The sequence below is a fragment of the Rickettsiella endosymbiont of Miltochrista miniata genome (genome assembly GCF_964031245.1).
In the GTDB taxonomy this organism is placed as follows: Bacteria; Pseudomonadota; Gammaproteobacteria; order Diplorickettsiales; family Diplorickettsiaceae; genus Aquirickettsiella.
Genome location: NZ_OZ035017.1, coordinates 1,116,652 through 1,136,800 on the forward strand (window position 1 = coordinate 1,116,652; position 20,149 = coordinate 1,136,800).

Sequence of the window (20,149 nt, forward strand, 5' to 3'; positions counted from 1 at the left end):
TTTTAGCTGATAATCAATGACTTCTAATTAGCGTCCAAGAGTATAACATGACAATACCATTCCCTACTGATCGATTAGGCAAGCTGTTATTACCTGGCCCTACGGGCCAGCTTGAAGTTATGACGAGCTCACCAGAAACACTTCAAAATCCGCCTGCTATTGCGGTTATTTGCCATCCACACCCTTTATTTGGTGGAACCATGCACAATAAGGTTATCTATACCTTAGCACGGTGTTTCAATAGTATGGGGCTTGCTACGGTTCGCTTCAATTTTCGTGGTGTCGGCCTAAGCCAGGGCGAATATGCTAATGGCATTGGAGAAACTGACGATCTATTGGCGGTGCTCACCTGGTTAAAAACAAACTGTCCTGAATCAGCCATTTGGCTGGCTGGTTTTTCATTCGGTGCTTATGTAGCCGCTCGCGCTGCAAAAGTTTGGCCAGCAAAGCAATTGATTTGTGTTGCACCTCCTATAGAAAAATTTCCTTTTAAAGAACTTCCACCTTTTCCTTGCCCTTGGATACTAGTACAAGGTGATGAAGATGAAGTGGTATCACCTGCGGCGGTATTTTCCTGGGCGAATTCCTTGGAGCATCCTCCAGAAATAATTAAAATTCAGGGGGCAAGCCATTTTTTTCATGGCAAGCTAATAGAAATGCGCGATTGCCTAACAACAACACTCAATAAAGATCTTTCATGACACCTTTAGCCGCTTATCAACAACAAGTACTAAATCAATCCTTGCGTAGCGATGCACAACAAGCTTTAGCGATGCAGCAATTTCAAGCGGTATATGATGAGTTAACCACACCAAAAAAATGGCTAGCAAGCAAAAAAACCGGTAAAGGATTGTATGTATGGGGATCTGTCGGTCGTGGTAAAACCTATTTAATGGACTTGTTTTACAATCATCTACCGGTGGCTAAATCGCGTTATCATTTTCATCAATTTATGCATCATATTCATGCGGAGCTCGCTCAACTGCAGGGAACGTCGAATCCACTGCTACGAATTGCTCAACGTCTACATAAAGAAGTCGAAATTATTTGTTTAGATGAGTTTTTAGTGCATGAAATCGGCGATGCCATGTTGCTAGCACAATTATTAAAGGCATTATTTGCAGAAGGTATCGTATTGGTCACTACTGCAAATACACCTCCTGACGATTTATATGCGAATGGCTTGCAACGTGGACTTTTCTTACCCGCGATTACTTTAATCAAACAACACCTACGTATCTTTCATTTAGATAGCACGATAGATTATCGGCGTGATCATTTAATCGATGATGAAAATGAGTTAGTTTGCGTGATGAGCCCATCACAAGTACAAACTTTATTCGATAAATTAAGCAAAAATACCAAGATTAGTTATCAAGCGTTAACGATTAATGATCGCCTAATCTCACATTTAGGCTGTACCGAACAACTAGTATGGTTTGACTTTAGTTCAATTTGTGCGATACCGCGCAGTCAATTAGATTATTTAGTCATTGCACAACGCTTTTCGACTATTTTAATCAGCGACGTCAAGACCATCGGTGAGTATGAAGATAATTTAGCCCGGTTATTCATCCACTTAATTGACATCCTTTATGATGCCAACAGGCAACTGATCCTTAGCTCGACACACCCTATCGAAAATATTTACCCTAAAGGTCGACTCAGCGCTGAGTTTGAGCGTACCAAAAGTCGTTTAGCCGCTTTTAAAGAAAAATGGCGAAACACACGCTAAAGTTTTAACATAGTTTAAACATCATCGTCACGGCGAGCGAATGAAATGAGCGTGGCCATCCATGGATTGCCGCGCACCTACGGTGCTCGCAATGACGAATACCACAACTCCTAGTAATAAAAAAGGCGCTGAACGCGCCTTTTTTATGGAACATAATTAAACTGCTGCTTTCAGTTTTTTCAATGGTTTTATTTTTACCACTTTTCGCGCAGGTTTTGCTTTGAAAGTAGTCGGTTCACCCGTAAACGGATTGATACCCTTACGTGCTTTAGTCGCTGGTTTTTTTACAACAGTAATTTTATACATGCCTGGATGTGCAAAAGCACAGCCGGCTTTCACATGCGCATGCATAATCATCTGCAAGGTTTCTAAAACCTCAGCAACTTTTTTCTTAGGTAATTCGGTGCTTTCTACTAAACATTGGAGCAGTTCAGTTTTAGTAAAAGACTTTTTCACAGCGGCTAGTTTCTTACTAGCTGATGTTACTTTAGCTTTTTTACGCGCTTTAGCTACCGGAGACTTTTTTTTAGCTAATTTTTTAGCCATGGTTCATATTCCTCTAAATTATATAAGGAGTAAACAGAAGGTTAGGATTCTATAAAATAGCATATTTCTAGTTTTTTGCTAGAGGTCGTTATAAATATTTTATGTTTATTTTTTATTTGCATACTCACGTTTTCAGACATGTTGTAAAATTTGCACCACTATCTCAATAAGAATTAATAGAATGATCACAAATTCTAGGATACTGGAATAACGATGTTGTAGCTGACTATTTAACATTTCTAAAATTTCATGCGCTACATCCAGCTTATGATTCAAAGCCGCTACTCTTTTTGGAATATCTAAAAACTTTTCAGTCATTTCATAGTAGGATTCGAGATTCGAATAACGCCAGAAGTACTCAGGAACATCTAAATATTCGCTACTGAGATTGACCGAACTTCGTGTCAAGAAAATTTCACCAATACGTTTAGAAATTTCCGAGCGGGATAGCGAAATTTTCCCGAAGCGTGCTAATTCTTTAGGGAAATGACTATTCGCGAGTACGGTTTTGTTCACCGATTCCTCATAGGATTCAAGTTTTATCGATTGCGCTAAACCATAAGAGATGGCAAGTTTAATTTGTACATTATCTGATTCGTCGCTTTCTAGAGTAATCACATCGACATTAAAGCGTTGATGCGGAAAAAGCCGGGTTTCTTTATCGAGATAATAGATGAAGCGATCCATTTCGATTTTTTCTAAAGGATCAACAGAAAAAGGCTTAATATCCTCGATTATTTTTTTCTCTTGTTTTTTACTGAGATTCCAGGTTACAAAACAACCATGATTAAAGAAAAAGATATCGATAGGCTTGTCCTGCTTCGTGACATACAGTACATTGCGGAACAATTTGGCCGTATAACGTTTAGTACGAAAAAATTCCGCGAGTAGACTTAATTTATAATTAGCTGCTGTACAAAAAGAAACACAACGCATAAAGGTTCACTGTCGTATTAAAAATAGGTTTAAAATCAAAGCGATCAAGCCGATTTTTTGTTTTTTCGGTGAGCATGTGACGCGACATGCTGTAGTGATGTCTCAGGATATCCGACTACTTGTGGTATTCCATTTTCTCGTAAACTAATGCGCTCAACCGATTGCCACTGAATTTTAGCAGCTTTTGAAGTATTTGCTTGAATAAGCTTTTCCATCGACAAACGACTAAATAATGACTGTTTTTGCAATGGTACGTGTGCCTCTAAAAAAAGTCTATGTTTTTCCCAACCGAATTTATAAGGTAAATCAATAATCGTGACTTTTTCTTTTCGTGCCACTTCTGCAAATAAACTTTCTATATCTTCTGGAAACAGTCGAATACATCCGGCACTACTGCGCCGTCCAACACCTTGTGAATCATTGGTACCATGAATTAAGTAAGTAGCTTGTTTAAGCCGCATGGCATAACCACCTAAAGGATTATCTGGGCCCGGCGGAACTTTTACCGGCAGGTGTACACCCTCTTTAGCTCGATCTTTGCGGATAGACTCCGGCACTGTCCAGATAGGATTACGCATTTTTTCGGCGATCCATGAAGGTCCTAAAGGTGTATCCCATCCTTCTCGACCTATTCCTACGGGATAAGTAATCACCACATGGCGATGCGGTGGGTAATAATAAATACGTAATTCTGCTAAGTTAATAACTAAACCATGTCGCTTAGGTGGTAAAATAAAACGACTGGGAATAACGATAATGCTTCCCGGTTGCGGATGATCTGGATTTATCGTTGGATTTGCTTCTACCAATTCAAAATAGCCCATATCATAACGCCGGCCAATTTTATTGAACGTATCGGCGGGTAATGCTTGCGTCCATTGCACATGACCAACGATATCATCGCCATGCACAGGCAATACAAAGGTTAATGCAGTAGCGGGTGTAACCGTACTCCAATAGAAAAAAAACCCTATTGTCAAACGCATTACTCGTTTTTTAAAACGTTCAATCATTGCAATAGAAGTTGATAGTGTTGACATATTTAGCAATAAAAAAGCAGCTTTTCTCAAAATTGGGTATTGTACATCGAATCAGTGATTACGCAACTGCAGTCGCTCATTAACAAGGTTTATTCGTCATTGCGAGCGCGTAGCGCGCGGCAATCTATGAAACCCTATGCTGGATGGCCACGCTCATTACATTCGCTCGCCATGACGATAATTTTTTATCTATAGTTTAGCGTAAGTCAGAGGATTTTATTCTATACTACAGCTATTTACTTTTACTAGGCTGGGATTATGCTCACGATTAGCAAACAGCGCCGACGATTTTCGTTACGAAACATACAACAATTCTTTCGTGTCGATAAACCCCTGTTAATCGGTTTACTCAGTCTAGTCTGTATAGGTTTAATTATACTTTATAGTGCAAGCAATCAAAGCTTAGTCATTATTAGTAAACAAGCGTTGCGGATGTTGATTGCTTTTTTGGTCATGCTGATGCTTGCGCAAATTTCACCTTCAGTTTATCGTGCCTGGGCGCCTTGGATATTTATTTTTAGTTTTACGTTGCTACTTGCGGTATTAATTTTAGGCGTGGTCGGTAAAGGTGCTCAGCGCTGGTTGAATTTGGGACTATTAAAATTCCAACCTTCTGAACTGATGAAATTGTCAGTGCCAATGATGTTAGCCTGGTATTTACATGACAAATCATTACCGCCTTCCTTGTTTAATTTATTCATCGCGTTGGTTATAGTCGCTGTACCGACGTTATTAGTGATTAAACAACCGGATTTAGGCACTGCCTTATTAATTGTTGCTTCGGGTATGAGTGTTATTTTATTAGCCGGCGTGAGTGGCCGTTGGTTACTACTCGGTGGCCTATGCATGCTCGTCATCGCGCCAGTAGGTTGGCATTTTATGCACGACTATCAGAAATTACGTGTACTGACCTTCTTAAATCCAGAAAGAGATCCGCTCGGCGCCGGTTATCATATCATTCAATCCAAAATTGCTATTGGTGCCGGTGGACTTTTTGGTAAAGGTTGGTTACATGGCACGCAATCGCATTTACAATTTCTTCCTGAACATACCACGGATTTTATTTTTGCTGTTTGCGGTGAAGAGTTTGGCCTACTGGGTGGTATCGTGCTATTAAGTCTTTATCTATGGATCGCTGCACGCGGTCTTTATATCAGCATGAAAGCACAAGACACTTTTTCACGTCTACTCGGCGGAGGATTAAGTTTAAGTTTTTTTATCGCCGCTTTTGTTAACATTGGTATGGTGAGCGGATTATTACCCGTAGTGGGTATACCATTACCTTTGATCAGTTACGGTGGAACCTCATTAATTACTTTAATCGCGGGTTTTGGTATTCTAATGTCTATCCAAACACATAGAAAACTAGTCGGTAACTAAGGAAAGCAATTATGATGAAGAACAAAAGCTCGCGTAGCGTCTTACGCGCATTGCTGTTATTAATTACACTTTGTCTGACCTCTTGCACCGCCTATGCGAATAAACCCGAAGTACGATTATTTATTGATAGGATGGTAGAAAAATACCATTTTGACCGTAAACAACTGCAGCAACTTTTCAATACGGTTAAATCGAACCGCTCGATTATTAGTTCTTTTATTACACCTAAGGAACGTTTAACCTGGTCAGAATATCGGCCTATTTTTGTCACTAACAAACGCGCGCAGCTTGGTGTAAAGTTTTGGGATGCGCACGCTAAAACATTAGCTGAAGCAGAAAAACGTTATGGCGTTCCAAGCTCGATCATCGTGGCTATTTTAGGTGTCGAGACCCGCTATGGTGAGATCACCGGTAAATATCGTGTCATTGATTCCTTGAGCACCTTAAGTTTCAATCACGCACGGCGATCGGATTTTTTTAAACAGGAACTGGAACAATTTTTGCTACTCAGTCGAGAAAATCCCGCTATAAATCCAAAAACCACTAAAGGTTCCTATGCTGGAGCTATCGGAAAAGTACAGTTTATGCCTAGCAATTACCGTCATCTTTCAGTAGACGCAACGCATAAGGGTTATAGTGATCTTATCAATAACTCCGATGACGCTATTCTCAGTATTGCCAATTATTTACATACCTTTGGCTGGGCTAAATCGGGTCCAGTGGCCATACCCGCAAGTTTTTCGCCCCAAGCATTATTACATTTACCTAAATCGCAAGAGAATTTCACTGTTAAAGATTTTGAAAAATACCGTATCATTCCTAAAAAGCAAGTATCTCCGCAACTCAAAACCTTCCTGATTGAACTACCACTCAAACATGGCAATGAATACTGGCTAGGATTTAATGACTTCCAAACCATTAAACACTATAATTCCAGCTCATTGTATGCAATGGCAGTTTTTCAATTAAGTGAATTAATCCATCATCTTCACCAACAAGAGCACCTACCCCATGTCAATAAAAAATAATGCTGAGCAAGGAAGCTTATTTTTTAGAATTATTTTTGGATTTACTTTATGCCTACTTATCCTCAGTCTAGGAGCCTGTTCCTCTTCCAGTAGTAATTATCGTTACCCTCTACGGCACGATAAAGCACCCTGTTTTAGAATTAATGCGAATCGGATTCCTAATGCCGTACCTAAAGCAGAACCTTTAAGTAAACGCGGTAATCCCAAATCGTATGTGATTTTTGGCCGTCGTTACTATGTCATGAAAAGCGCTAAGGGATATCATGCTCGAGGCATTGCCTCATGGTATGGTATGAAATTTCATGATTTTCAAACCTCTAATGGTGAAATTTATAATGTGGCTGGCATGACTGCCGCACATAAAACGCTTCCACTCCCTACTTATTTACAAGTAACCAATTTACGTAATGGAAAAAAAATTATCGTTAAAGTCAATGACAGAGGTCCTTTTGTTAACAATCGTTTGATCGATCTCTCTTATGCCGCTGCAAAAAAATTGGATATGACCGGCACTGGCACAGCACCGGTTTCTGTGGTCGCCATTACACCAGGCATTACACGTCTCGCTTCCAATAATACTTCCATACGCAGAGAAAGCTATGACGGTTATCAGCCAACCAAAAAACAGGCCCCATATATTCAATTAGGATTGTTTAAACAACGTGCGCCTGCACAAAAACTCGCTTTATTAGTTAAACAATGGACTCGATCGCCTGTCAATGTAAAAACAACCTCCATTCATAAACGCTATTATTATCAAGTAGTCATTGGACCTTTACCCAATAGCAAGAGTTCGCAACAACTCACGCATAAGCTGCAACTTGCTGGGTTAAGTCATCGCTGTGCGTATAAAAGCTGATTTTTTATATGTCATTTAAAAAAATCTCTCATTCGCTAATTTTACTAAGTGGAATCATTCTACTTGCGATAATATTACTCCTTAATTTTGTTTACCCGCTGACGCTAGGAAAAACTAATATTCTGTATAGTGACTTTGGAAAATTTTATCACTCACAGCAAATGTTTATCCAAGGGAAAAATATCTATACACCGATTTACTTTGTAAAAAATAAACTAGATTCCTCTTCGCACACTAAGCCAACTAAACCGACACACTCCAAAGTCTTTAAATTAGGTGGCAATTTAAATCCGCCTTTTTTTACACTGATAAGCTTTCCATTAGCCTATCTTAGTTATCCGCATGCATTATTGTTGTGGACTTTTCTTTCGCTAATAGCCGGAGCATTAGGAATTTTATTAATACAACAAAAACTGGATCGACGGACTTTTTCAGCATCCTGTGCAGTGTTGTTGTTAATTGCCTTATTCAGTTATTTTCCTAGCTTTGTAACCTTACAATTTGGTCAAGTCAGCTTATTATTGCTCCCTTTGCTGGTATTAGGATGGCGTGCGGCACGTGATGAAAAAACGATACACGCGGCGATTTTTTTGGGGATAGCGACGAGTTTAAAACCTTTTATCGGTTTATTTTTATTTTATTTTCTTATGCGCAAAGAATGGCGTGGCTTATGCGCATTTTTTGCAACGCTTCTCAGTTGTGCCTTGATCGCTGCCTTGTTTTTAGGTCTAGATAGCTACGCTGACTATTATCAGGCCTGTCAACAAATAAAATGGGCTGCTTCAAGTTGGAATGTCTCAATTTATGGCTTTTTGTTACGTTTATTAGGCGGCATAGAAAGTAATGTCGCTGTGTTACCGGTTCCTGGACTCATTACCTATGTTTATCCATTCCTTGCTGGAGTTTTTTTTCTAGCCATTATTCGATTTTTGCGGCCCGCGGTTAATATGCTAGCGGAACAAAAAGTGGATCTTGATTTCTCAATCATTATCCTAGGCATGATATTATTATCCCCTTTAGGCTGGATATATTATTTTCCTTTTCTCAGTATTCCGATATTAATTTTATGGCAATTGGCAAAGAAAGGGGTTTATCCTATCACCTTGCCGATATTTTTAATGGCTTGCATTTTTTTCAGTAATATTCCCATCAGTTTATTTGATAGTGATCAAATCACGACAGCGAATATGCTGCGCGTATTTTTTAGCTCCTCGCTCTATTTTTTAGTCCTGATTGGCTTAACCAGCTTCATATTTTGGCTGCGCTATCGTTTAGCACGGGGTTTTGAATTATACTCACAACATAAGAGTGTACATTATGAAAGAATGCCTCCAGCCCTATTATTACTAATCGGCATCGTGATATTTTTACCCTCTTACAAAGGCATTAGCAAAGCCACGAATATTTGGATACTTCACAGTGCACATTATAGTCAGCAATACTTAGTGGTTGCTCATCATCAGGATTAAATTATGTTGATCTACCCTACGATGAACCCGATTGCATTTAGCCTAGGACCACTCAAAGTTCATTGGTACGGCCTCATGTATGCAGTTGGATTTATAGGTGCCTGGTTACTCGCTATCTATCGTGCTAAAAAACCAAATAGTGGTTGGACTGTTGACGAAGTCAGTGATCTGCTGTTTTACACGGCACTCGGTGTTATTTTAGGCGGCCGTGTCGGTTACATGCTGTTTTATGATTTAGGCAACTTCCTAAGCCATCCTTGGATTATTTTTCAAGTTTGGCAAGGCGGCATGTCATTTCATGGAGGTCTGTTAGGTGTTTTAGTCGCTTTCTATTTATTTAGTCGAAAAATCGGAAAACATTTTTTTGATATTACCGATTTTGCTGCTCCTCTAGTACCAGTAGGGCTCGCCGCCGGTCGGGTTGGTAATTTTATCAATGGAGAATTATGGGGCCGAATCGCCGATGTGCCTTGGGCCATGGTCTTTCCACGTGCCGGAGGCCTACCAAGACATCCTTCGCAACTTTATGAGTTCCTTTTTGAGGGAGTCATACTATTCGTTATTCTCTGGATTTATTCGAGTAAAAAAAGACCACGCACGGCCGTTTCAGCTTGGTTTGCCATTTTATATGGTATTTTCCGTTTTGTGCTCGAATTTTTCCGCCAACCGGATGCACAATTAGGCTTCATTGCATGGAGTTGGTTAACAATGGGCCAACTACTTTCTATTCCGATGATCCTGTTTGGTATGTTTTTATTGGTCAAACTACATAAAACGAATTAAGCACGTAAAATATTGGTTGTCATTGCGAGCATGTAAAATATTACCGTCGTTGCGAGCACCGTAGATGCGTGGCAATCTTTGGATGGCCACGCTCATTACATTCGCTCGCCATGACGTTGGTTTCTATTCGTCATTGCGAGCGCCGAAGGCGCGCGGCAATCTATATAAGAAGCAATGGATGGCCACGCTCATTACATTCGCTCGCCATGACGCTGTTTTTTTTATATTCACTTCCATTCGCTTTAGTCGCTTTAGGATTTCAATACTTTGCATCTTCAACCACGAGCGGTATAGTAGAAATTTTTACCAAATTGTAAATATTCCATGTCCGTAGTTCATTATTACAAAACTTTTTTTTCTGAAAGCAAAATTCTATTAGTTTTAGCCATTCCGCTGATTATCAGCGGCGTTATTGAAACGTCAGTTGGTTTTTTTTCAAATATATTTCTTGCGCATCTTGGAGCAACCAGTCTGGCCGCCGGAGCCTTAGTAAACTGGGTGTTTATGACATTAATGGTGATTATTTGGGGAACACTTTCAGCAATTACCACCTTAGTAGCCCGTTATTACGGCGCAAAAAAAAATGATGAGATATCCTATGTACTTTACGCAGGCCTATTACTGGCTAGCGTATTAATGTTGCCGGCCATGCTATTATTATGGAATCTTTCACCGATATTTTTATTTTTTGGCCAAGCCCCTGCCGCAGTTAAATTGGCGCAATTTTATCTGCATGGACTTACTTGGGCGATTATTCCTGATTTTATTATTACCGTATTATTACAATTCGTGGCAGGTTTAGGTCGAACCAGAACCAATTTAACGTTTAGTTTGCTCTTTGTTCCGCTGAGTATTTTTTTCAACTATAGTTTAATGTTTGGAAAATTCGGCTTTCCTAATTTAGGCATTGCTGGAATTGGTTGGGGTGCTGCACTAACTTTTTGGATTATCACACTAGGGTTTAGTGTATATTTTTGTTTAAGTAAAAGTTATCGAATTTATTTTAAATTTCCGCGCTGGAAAAAAATAGTGCCGCAATTGCATGAGATTTTTCAAGTCGGCTTGCCATTAGGTTTAACCTTTTTTTTCGAAATTGGTTTCTTTCTAGCCATGAGCATACTGATGGGCCGCATTAGTGCGGATACGCTGAGTGCTAATCAGATTGCGTTACAATTTTTTTGGCTATTTTCGATAGTGACATTTGCACTCGCTCAGGGGATCACCATACGCGTAGGCCATAGTGTTGGACGGAATAATAAAAAAGCCGTCAATGAGGCAACTTCCGTGGGTGTTTTTTATTCGACTATTTTTATGCTATTGGTTGCAATCGTTTATTGGGAATTTCCAGAAAAACTCATTGCTATCGACTTTAATTTGCATGATGCAAACAATGCTAGCATTGTGCGTCTAGCAAAAGAATTTTTAGCCTTAACCGCGTTGGTACAACTCTTTGAAGCACCTCGCTTTGCCCTATTTGGTGCATTACGCGGTTTAAAAGATACTCGATTTACTTTGTTTACTTCAGTTTTGGTTTTTTGGATCGTTGCTTTACCCTTAGGCGCTATCGCGTTATCTTATGGCTTTGCCGGCTACGGTATTTGGTGGGCAACCATCTTAGCTGAAATCATCGGTATATTTTTATTGGTATGGCAATATCGTCGTAAAGTAAAAGAATATCTTTTTGAACCTAGCAATCTAACCAGTAACATTAAGAAAACGGCAGGTTAAAATTATGTCGAAACAAAATCCACGTCCTATTTTGTTACTCATATTGGATGGCTGGGGTCATCGAATAGGAAAAGAACACAATGCCATTGCTATGGCGAATACACCGCATTGGGATCAGCTGATGCAGACCTGCCCACACACACTACTGGATGCATCCGGTTTAGCGGTAGGATTACCCACCGGTCAAATGGGTAATTCAGAAGTCGGTCATCTCACCATGGGCGCCGGCCGTGTTCTTTATCAAGATTTAAGCCGTATTAATAAAGACATAGAAACGGGAGAATTTTTTAAAAATCCTTGTTTGCTCGCCGGATTTAAAAAAATCAAAGCCAGTCAAAAATCAGTCCATATTCTAGGACTTTTATCGCCTGGCGGGATACATAGTCATGAACAACATTGGTATGCCTTGCTTGAATTTGCTGCTCAGCAAGGAATTCAAGATTGTTATTTACATCCTTTTCTCGATGGTCGTGATACACCACCGAAAAGTGCGACAAACTACCTTGAAAATCTAGAAAAAAAATGTAGCCAACTAGGTCTTGGAAAAATCGTCAGTCTCATCGGTCGTTATTACGCGATGGATAGAGATAAACGTTGGGACCGTACACAAGCAGCGTATGATTGTTTAAGCTTAGGTGAAGCTCGTTACCACGCCGTCACCGCTTTACAAGGTTTGCAATTGGCCTATGATCGAGGTGAAAGCGATGAATTCGTTACTCCCACTACCATACACGATGTAAATAAACCAGCGGTAAAAATTCAAGATGGCGATCTGGTTATTTTTATGAATTTTCGTGCTGATCGCGCACGTCAATTGAGCCATGCTTTTCTTGATACGCAGTTTTCTGGTTTTGCTCGACACACACAGGCCCATTTAGCTGGGTTTATCTCCTTAACGGAATATGCAAGCGACATTCCCAGTCAAATTGCTTTTCCACAACAAACTTTACGTAATGGTTTAGGTGAATATCTAGCCCAACACCACTTGACACAATTACGCATTGCAGAAACTGAAAAATATGCGCATGTTACCTTCTTTTTTAATGGTGGTAATGAAGTTCCTGCGAAAAATGAAACGCGCGTTTTAATCCCTTCAAAGAAAGTCAGTACCTATGATCTTACTCCTAATATGAGTGCTATCGAAATTACCGACCATCTCTTAACAGATATTAAAGAAAAAAAATACGATGTTATTATTTGTAACTTTGCTAATCCTGATATGCTCGGTCATACGGGAAATTTAGCCGCAACTTTACTTGGTATTAGCTGTATCGATGACTGTATTGGAAAAATCAGCGCTTGCTTACGAGAATTTGGTGGTGAAGCCATCATTACTGCCGATCATGGCAATGCTGAATGTATGTTTGATGAAAAAACCCAACAAGCTCATACCGCGCATACCAATGAGCCCGTCCCATTTATCTATATCGGCCGCTCTGCGAAAATAAATCCAGTCAAACACGCTAGCTTGGCTGATATCGCCCCTACTCTTTTAAGCCTATTAAATTTACCTAAACCCAAAGAAATGACCGGTCAAAGCTTACTCACACTAGAATAACTTAAGTCTCACCCCTGCGTTTATTGGTCAATAAATTAGCATTTTTCTGTGCCTCACCTCGCAAATTCATCAAAGTGAATTACACTATAAAGAGTAGTAAAAAATAGTATAAAAAAACACCGTCATGGCGAGCGAATGTAATGAGCGTGGCCATCCACAATTTCGGTTTCCTAGATTGCCGCGCGCTCCGCGCTCGCAATGACGAGTAAAAACTAAGCACTCGCAATGACGAGTAAAAACTAAGCGCTCGCAATGACGACGTATGTCGTTATCCTCATGACGCGAACCATAGCTTTTGTGCAGACAAATATTAAATAAAAGGATAAGCCAATATGAAACTAAAAATGTTATTTTTTTTCTTCCTTACCTGTTCTTTATTAGGCTTTAGTACCACACCTTTTTCTGGACAAGCTAAAGCGACGCCTTCCCCAGAAGATAAACTTTCTCAAGATGTATTACGTTTCAATCGCGAGCTAGACATTATCAAAAATGAATATGTCCAAAAAACTTCCGAGCATGAACTTTTACAAAATGCTATGCAAGGCATGGCGAGCGGACTCGATCCACATTCAAGTTTTTTAGATGCCGACGATTTAAAAGATTTACAAACAGCCACCACCGGAGAATTCAGTGGTTTAGGACTCGAGGTGGGTATGGAAGAAGGTTTGTTACGTGTGGTAACACCGATTGATGATGGACCCGCACAAAAAGCCGGGATTAAACCAGGAGATTTGATAATACGTATCAATAACGCATCTATTCAAGGGTTGAATTTACGCGAAGCAGTAAGAAAAATGCGAGGCGAAAAAGGTAGTTCCATACAATTGACGGTGATACGACAAGGTTTACATAAACCACTGTTAGTTAATTTGAAACGTAGCATTATCCGCATCCAAAGTGTTAAAGGACGTATGTTAGAACCTGACTATGCTTATATCCGTATTAATAGTTTTCAGTCCAGTACACGTCATGACTTAGATCAAATGGTTTCAAAATTACAGCACCAACAAAAAACACCGATTAAAGGTTTAGTACTGGATTTAAGAAATAATCCTGGAGGATTATTAACCTCCGCTGCAGACGTCACCAATGCTTTTCTTGATACTAAGAAAATGCTATTCAATCAAGTGTTAGTCACAACACAAGGTCAATCCTCCGAAGCGAATATGAAAATTACGGCTAAACCGAATGATCAAGTTTATGCCGGTACATTGATCGTTTTGATCAATCAAGGTAGCGCTTCCGGAGCCGAAATCGTTGCGGGTGCACTACAGGATAATAAACGCGCCGTCATTTTAGGAACCAAAAGTTTTGGTAAAGGATCGGTGCAAACCGTTATTCCATTGGACGAGACAACCGCACTTAAATTAACCACCGCGCTATATTACACACCTTCGGGCCGTTCGATCCAAGCTTCTGGTATTTCTCCTGATATTACCTTGGATGAATTGAAGATAAATTCCTTAAGCGAAAATCCCTCTGAACCTATTTATCTCCATGAATCGGAATTAAAAGGACATTTAAAAAATGGTAATATGACAGAAAAAACTATTTTTTCTCCCGCAACTATCAACAACAATGATTTGGTGAAAGATGATTACCAATTATTTGAAGCATTAAATCTATTAAAAAGCATGGTAGTTTTACAAAATAACAAAAATGCGGGATAAAAATCATATTTTTTCATGCTTTAGGTTGTAAATTTCCATTGCTTTCGTAACTATTCGCCCGAGATCTTATTTCAGGACTTTCTATAAAAAACATATTTAGCTCATTGAGCTTAGGCGCAAATGAGACCGATTTTTTTTTATTCTGAAAATTTCTGAGCCGATTAAAAGCTAATAATGTGGCGATATGATCAAAAAAAGCATGCGTTTTTTTAAGCTGATATTTATCAGCTAATGCATTTTTCAATTGGTTCAAGTTATATTTCAAATCAAATAACTCATGCTTAAAGCTATCCTGTATATCTGTTATTTCACTGGAATAAGTTTTAGTATTAATATTAATTAGACAGGCGCATCCAATTAAACTAATAACAGAAATAAAAACTAAAGGAAAAGAAATAATCGGCAAATAAATGCAACTAATTCCTGAGGCTATTAATAAAATAAAAAATACTATTGATAAAACTAAATATTTTTTACTATATTTTTTTATCATTGGTGTATTAGATGGTTCCGCAAAAAAGCTAAAATATTCTCGAAAAACCCGTTTTATCTCCTGCATATCTTCTATACTAAGTTTTCGATTTCGATCTAAAATATAGATATGGTTTAAAGATTCTATGATAAATGGAGACTCAAACATTAAGGGAAAATACTTCGGATCAATCCTATACCCAGAAAATTTACTGGCCATCGCCATTAATTTCCTGGAGTTAATTAGCTCCTCTGGCATAATGTGTCCTTTTAAAATTGCAATATAAATTTATCTGAATTTTTGACCGTTGTCTATCTAATTAATCGTTTATTCGTCATTGCGAGCGCGCGGCAATCTAAAAATTTAATTTTAAAAAAAATCAATTTAAAAAATAAAATTGCTCGGAATTTTTTAAAAATTTTTTATCAAAAATAGACATCTTGCATTCTTTTTATTTTTAATCTATAATTTTTTGGTGTGATAAGCGCCGATTTGAGCTACAGCTTGCTGGCGCTATATTAAGTTTAGCTAAAGCGTCATGAAAACCACCGCAGCTTTAGCCAGGTGGTTTTTTTTCGCTACTTATTTTTAGTCGTAAGACCAACTAAGAGTGAATTGTCATGGGTGATTACTGTTGTTACTTTAAAGACTTCATATCTATGAAGCATGCTTCACAGGTTCTGCTTTTATTCTGTCTATTCCCCCGTAGCCTGTTTTAATGCGCTAGGGTTTACATCTCTAACATTAAAACAGGCTTTTAATGTTATTTACATTTTTAGTTATTTAAAAAAGGATTCTTTTAGCTTTTTTTAGGGAAAATATTATGTCTATTTGCTCAAATCAATCACATGTCCTCGGTCTACCGCGAATTGGTGCCCATCGAGAAATGAAAAAAGCAGTTGAATGCTATTGGCGCAAGGAAATTTCTCTCGGTGAACTACAACAAATAGGCCAACAAATTGAAGACCTAAATTGGCTCATGCAAGCTGAAGCCGGTCTTGATTTTATTACTGTCGGCGATTTTTCTTGGTATGACCATGTCTTAGATCACAGCGCACTATTAGGCGTTATCCCAGATCGCTTTAAAGATAAGAATAAAAAAATTGATCTAAATACCCTATTTTGTATGGCCCGCGGCCAAGCCCCGGACGTAAAAGAAACCACGGCGTGCGAAATGACCAAATGGTTTAACACCAATTATCATTATATTGTTCCTGAATTTAATCCAAATCAAAATTTTCAGTTAAACACCGATTATTTATTTGCATCCATCGATCGAGCGATAGCCAAAGGCTATCGAGTAAAACCCGTGTTACTCGGACCCTTAACCTATCTTTGGTTAGGTAAAACGCAGCCAGAATGTGATAAATTAAATTTATTAAATAATTTATTGCCTATTTATAATCAGATTTTTGCTGAATTTCGCGTCAGGAATATTGAATGGATGCAATTGGATGAACCTATTTTGGTATTAGATTTACCCGAAGCTTGGCAACAGGCTTATCTTAAGGCTTATCAACAATTAAATTTTGAAAATCTACACTGTTTATTAGCAACTTATTTTGGTTCTGTCAGTGATCAGTTAGAAATTTTAAAGAAATTGCCCATCGATGGTTTGCATATTGACTGTTGTACTGCGCCTGAACAATTAACCCACTTTTTAGAACCTTTTGGCAAAGATAAAATTCTTTCTCTAGGGCTGATAAATGGACGCAATATTTGGCGAGCCGATTTAAATGAAATATTAACTAAGTTAGAACCTATCCATAAGAGGTATGGTGATAGCTTATGGATAGGCAGCAGTTGTTCACTACTTCATTCTCCAGTTGATTTAGATAATGAAACCAAACTAGATACAGAAATAAAAAATTGGCTCGCTTTTGCCAAACAAAAACTTTCGGAAATATCTTTATTATCTCGCGCTTTAAATGCTGATGAACCCAGCATTACCGCTTTATTAAATGAAAATAAAACTGCATTACAATCACGTAAATCATCGCAACGTATTCATAATACTTTGGTGCAGAGGCGTGTTAATTCTGTCACCAAGGATCTTGCAAAACGCAACTCGGATTATATTTCCCGTGCCCAACAACAAAAATTATCTTTAAAATTGCCTTTATTACCCACTACCACTATCGGCTCGTTTCCGCAAACGACTGATATCCGAAAAATTCGTCAAGAATATAAATCGGGAAAAATGTCACATGAAATTTATCAACAAAAAATAAAACAACAAATCGCCGATGTGATAGTCCAACAAGAAGCGTTGGATTTAGATGTCTTAGTCCATGGCGAAGCCGAACGCAATGACATGGTTGAGTATTTTGGCGAACTGCTCAACGGTTTTGCTTTCACTAAAAATGGCTGGGTACAAAGTTATGGGTCACGCTGTGTCAAACCACCCATTATTTATGGCGATGTCAGCCGTCCTCGAGCGATGACGGTCGAATGGTCAGCGTATAGTCAAAGCTTAACTAAACGCCCACTCAAAGGTATGTTAACCGGTCCAGTTACAATTTTAGCGTGGTCTTTTGTCCGTGATGATCAACCACACAACGCTACTGCCTTGCAAATTGCATTGGCTTTACGTGATGAAGTCGTCGATCTAGAAAAAGCAGGTATTCATATTATTCAAATTGATGAACCCGCTTTTCGTGAAACCTTGCCTTTACGCCGCAAAGATTGGCAGAATTATTTAGATTGGGCGGTATTTTCATTCCGAATTGCTTCCTGTGGTGTAAAAGATAGCACGCAGATTCATACGCATATGTGCTATTCCGAGTTTAATGATGTCATAGCAGCCATTGCCGCACTCGATGCGGACGTCATTACATTGGAAAGTTCGCGTTCAAAAATGGAGCTTTTGCAAGCATTTGAAAATTTTTCTTATCCGAATGAAATTGGGCCGGGAGTTTATGATATCCACTCACCGCGTATCCCCTCACAAGATGAAATGATCGAACAACTACAACATGCCTTGCTTTATATTCCGATTGAACGTCTATGGGTAAATCCAGATTGTGGCTTAAAAACTCGTAATTGGCCTGAAGTTACCGCCGCATTACGCTATATGGTAGGCGCTGCTAAATTACTGCGTGAAGATACTAATCTTGTTGCCCAACGCTTAGCGAGGAAGGAGTCCTCTCATGTCAGTTTGTCGAAAATTTAGTTTTAGTTTTGAAGTATTTCCTCCAAAAACAAAAAAAGGCTTAGATGATCTGAATCAAGCTCGACAGGAATTATGTCAACTTAAACCAAAATATTTTTCTGTGACTTTTGGTGCCGGTGGATCACTGCAACAAAAGTCATTGGAAGTGGTGCGACAATTCGTCGCGCATGGAATTGCCGCCACACCACATATTTCCTGTGTCAATATGACCCGTCAGCGTTTACGAGAGTTACTCTGCGAATATAAACAATTAGGTATTAAGCAATTATTGGTGATTCAAGGCGATTTACCTAGCGATAATACACAGATAGAAATTGAATTCAATGATGCAACTGAATTAATCACTGCCATACGTAAAATGACCGACGATTATTTTCATATCATTGTAGCCGCCTATCCTGAATTTCATCCGCGCGCTACTAGCCCGACTAGAGATATTGAAAATTTCAAACGGAAAATTGAAGCCGGCGCAAATAGTGCTATTACACAATTTTTTTTTAATAGTGATGCTTATTTTCGATTTATAGAAGCATGCGATAAATTTTCTATCCGTATTCCGATTATTCCCGGCATTACACCGATTATGAATTATCAAAAACTTATGCAATTTTCCACGGCCTGTGGTGCAGAAATTCCTTTATGGTTACATAAGCATCTTAAAACTTATAGCGATGATCCTATTTCTTTGCAAGAAATTGGCATTGAATTTGTTAGCAAACTTTGCAATGGCTTATTGCAAAATGGTGTCAAGGAATTTCATTTTTACACCTTAAACCGCGCCGAACCGACGCATAGCATTATTCAAAATCTTATCTGAATGTACCATTAATTTTTGTTTCAATCATAGTAAGTATTTTTGTCATTTAGCTAGTAGGCTTTGATTTAATAAAAGGTTAAGAAAAAATCTATAGAATATTTACTTTAAAAGAATAATTAGATAAATATTTATGAATATAGAAACTAAACTTTTCCATATGCTGCGTGTCTTGTCGTTTTCCGAGTCACCCAATAAAGACAAATTAATTCATGCGTACGAAAAATTAAAAAAAATATTTATCTCGCCTCTTTTTACAGAGTCTATACTAGAAACTATTAATGAACTCAAAAGTAATTTATTTTATCAAGAATTTGAACTGGAAAATGATCCAGAATTTTTTAAGGCCATCATAAAGAAAGCAGATGATTCGTTAATGATTACTAAACTTTTAGAAAGTCTTTCAGAAATAAAATATTCTGATGCTGAAAAACAAGCTTTGGAACTACACCTTTTTAGAGTTAAATTATTACTCAATTTAGGTAATGATCTAAGAAAGGAAACTAAGTATTTTTATGAAATGTATAGTGAAGATTTCAATGAATTAAAAGAAATATTATTTTCTGAAAAAATTCATTATAAAAATTTGGAATGGTTTCTAAAATCAAATTTTTCTAAACTTGTCCCAGGTAGTTCTGTTTCTTTTCAAACCTCTTTGAATACCGTATTTCTATGTTTATTAAAGAATGTTTACCCAGCTCTTAGAAATGAAGAGGTTAATTCGCTTAAAACAATCATACAAAGCAATGCTAGCCAAAAAAACCCTTTAAATCATAATATGTTCTTTCGTACAGTACCTTTTAAAGCAAAGGCTTTATCCCCAATAGCACAAATTGCACTTAAGAATACTTTTAAAGAATATATAACACCTATAAACGATTTTAAGCATTAACTTTAATAACTTACTTCTTATAAAAGTTAAGTATGGTTTCAAAGTGAAGTTGTCAATAATAGTAAAT

The 20,149-nt window shown here is 38.2% G+C and carries 17 protein-coding genes; 13 read left to right on the top strand and 4 right to left on the bottom strand.

Going from position 1 to position 20,149, the window contains the following annotated elements:
* Positions 1 to 47: 47 nt before the first annotated feature.
* Both AAHH40_RS05105 and zapE read left to right on the top strand, forming a co-directional pair.
* Entirely contained in the window at positions 48 to 701 is a 654-nt protein-coding gene (locus AAHH40_RS05105; protein WP_342219605.1) for an alpha/beta hydrolase, read from the top strand.
* Positions 698 to 1,735, top strand: a complete 1,038-nt coding sequence (gene zapE / locus AAHH40_RS05110) for a cell division protein ZapE (RefSeq protein ID WP_342219606.1) — start codon at positions 698 to 700, stop codon at positions 1,733 to 1,735. Before AAHH40_RS05105 ends, zapE begins: the two co-directional genes overlap by 4 nt.
* Before the next feature lie 156 nt (positions 1,736 to 1,891).
* On the opposite strand, the gene AAHH40_RS05115 is transcribed toward zapE, so the two are convergent.
* The 3 genes from AAHH40_RS05115 to AAHH40_RS05125 form a co-directional block, all read right to left on the bottom strand.
* A complete protein-coding gene (locus AAHH40_RS05115; protein ID WP_342219607.1) occupies positions 1,892 to 2,281 on the bottom strand; it encodes an HU family DNA-binding protein in 390 nt (129 codons plus the stop codon).
* Positions 2,282 to 2,413: 132 nt separating this feature from the next.
* Positions 2,414 to 3,217, bottom strand: a complete 804-nt coding sequence (locus AAHH40_RS05120) for an RMD1 family protein (RefSeq protein WP_342219608.1) — start codon at positions 3,215 to 3,217, stop codon at positions 2,414 to 2,416.
* A 44-nt stretch (positions 3,218 to 3,261) separates the two neighbouring features.
* Positions 3,262 to 4,257, bottom strand: coding sequence for a L,D-transpeptidase family protein (locus tag AAHH40_RS05125; protein ID WP_342219609.1), 996 nt, complete (start codon positions 4,255 to 4,257; stop codon positions 3,262 to 3,264).
* Between the two features lie 258 nt (positions 4,258 to 4,515).
* Between AAHH40_RS05125 and rodA the strand changes: the two genes are divergently transcribed.
* From rodA to AAHH40_RS05165, 8 genes are all read left to right on the top strand, one after another.
* A complete protein-coding gene (rodA, locus tag AAHH40_RS05130; protein WP_342219610.1) occupies positions 4,516 to 5,637 on the top strand; it encodes a rod shape-determining protein RodA in 1,122 nt (373 codons plus the stop codon).
* Between the two features lie 11 nt (positions 5,638 to 5,648).
* Positions 5,649 to 6,665: a lytic murein transglycosylase B gene (gene mltB, locus AAHH40_RS05135; RefSeq protein WP_342219611.1), complete on the top strand. Its 1,017-nt coding sequence runs from the start codon at positions 5,649 to 5,651 to the stop codon at positions 6,663 to 6,665.
* Complete coding sequence (locus AAHH40_RS05140) at positions 6,649 to 7,524, top strand: septal ring lytic transglycosylase RlpA family protein (protein WP_342219612.1); 876 nt, start codon at positions 6,649 to 6,651, stop codon at positions 7,522 to 7,524. The genes mltB and AAHH40_RS05140 overlap by 17 nt, the downstream gene beginning before the upstream one ends.
* An 8-nt stretch (positions 7,525 to 7,532) precedes the next feature.
* Positions 7,533 to 8,993, top strand: a complete 1,461-nt coding sequence (locus AAHH40_RS05145) for a glycosyltransferase family 87 protein (RefSeq protein ID WP_342219613.1) — start codon at positions 7,533 to 7,535, stop codon at positions 8,991 to 8,993.
* Positions 8,994 to 8,996: 3 nt separating this feature from the next.
* A complete protein-coding gene (lgt, locus tag AAHH40_RS05150) occupies positions 8,997 to 9,776 on the top strand; it encodes a prolipoprotein diacylglyceryl transferase (protein ID WP_342219614.1) in 780 nt (259 codons plus the stop codon).
* A gap of 324 nt (positions 9,777 to 10,100) precedes the next feature.
* Entirely contained in the window at positions 10,101 to 11,504 is a 1,404-nt protein-coding gene (locus AAHH40_RS05155; protein ID WP_342219615.1) for an MATE family efflux transporter, read from the top strand.
* Positions 11,505 to 11,508: 4 nt separating this feature from the next.
* The gene (gene gpmI, locus AAHH40_RS05160; RefSeq protein WP_342219616.1) at positions 11,509 to 13,062 is read left to right on the top strand and encodes a 2,3-bisphosphoglycerate-independent phosphoglycerate mutase; all 1,554 of its coding nucleotides are present in this window, start codon (positions 11,509 to 11,511) and stop codon (positions 13,060 to 13,062) included.
* Positions 13,063 to 13,394: 332 nt separating this feature from the next.
* Positions 13,395 to 14,732 (top strand): S41 family peptidase, encoded by a 1,338-nt coding sequence (locus tag AAHH40_RS05165; RefSeq protein ID WP_342219617.1) that lies wholly within the window; start codon positions 13,395 to 13,397, stop codon positions 14,730 to 14,732.
* Positions 14,733 to 14,745: 13 nt separating this feature from the next.
* Here AAHH40_RS05165 and AAHH40_RS05170 read toward each other — a convergent pair whose 3' ends face one another.
* Positions 14,746 to 15,462 (bottom strand): hypothetical protein, encoded by a 717-nt coding sequence (locus AAHH40_RS05170; RefSeq protein WP_342219618.1) that lies wholly within the window; start codon positions 15,460 to 15,462, stop codon positions 14,746 to 14,748.
* 565 nt (positions 15,463 to 16,027) lie between these two features.
* Between AAHH40_RS05170 and metE the strand changes: the two genes are divergently transcribed.
* From metE to AAHH40_RS05185, 3 genes are all read left to right on the top strand, one after another.
* Complete coding sequence (gene metE / locus AAHH40_RS05175) at positions 16,028 to 18,376, top strand: 5-methyltetrahydropteroyltriglutamate--homocysteine S-methyltransferase (RefSeq protein ID WP_342219619.1); 2,349 nt, start codon at positions 16,028 to 16,030, stop codon at positions 18,374 to 18,376.
* The gene (metF, locus tag AAHH40_RS05180) at positions 18,354 to 19,193 is read left to right on the top strand and encodes a methylenetetrahydrofolate reductase [NAD(P)H] (RefSeq protein WP_342219620.1); all 840 of its coding nucleotides are present in this window, start codon (positions 18,354 to 18,356) and stop codon (positions 19,191 to 19,193) included. Before metE ends, metF begins: the two co-directional genes overlap by 23 nt.
* Positions 19,194 to 19,323: 130 nt before the next feature.
* Positions 19,324 to 20,082, top strand: a complete 759-nt coding sequence (locus AAHH40_RS05185) for a hypothetical protein (RefSeq protein WP_342219621.1) — start codon at positions 19,324 to 19,326, stop codon at positions 20,080 to 20,082.
* The last annotated feature ends 67 nt before the right edge of the window (positions 20,083 to 20,149 follow it).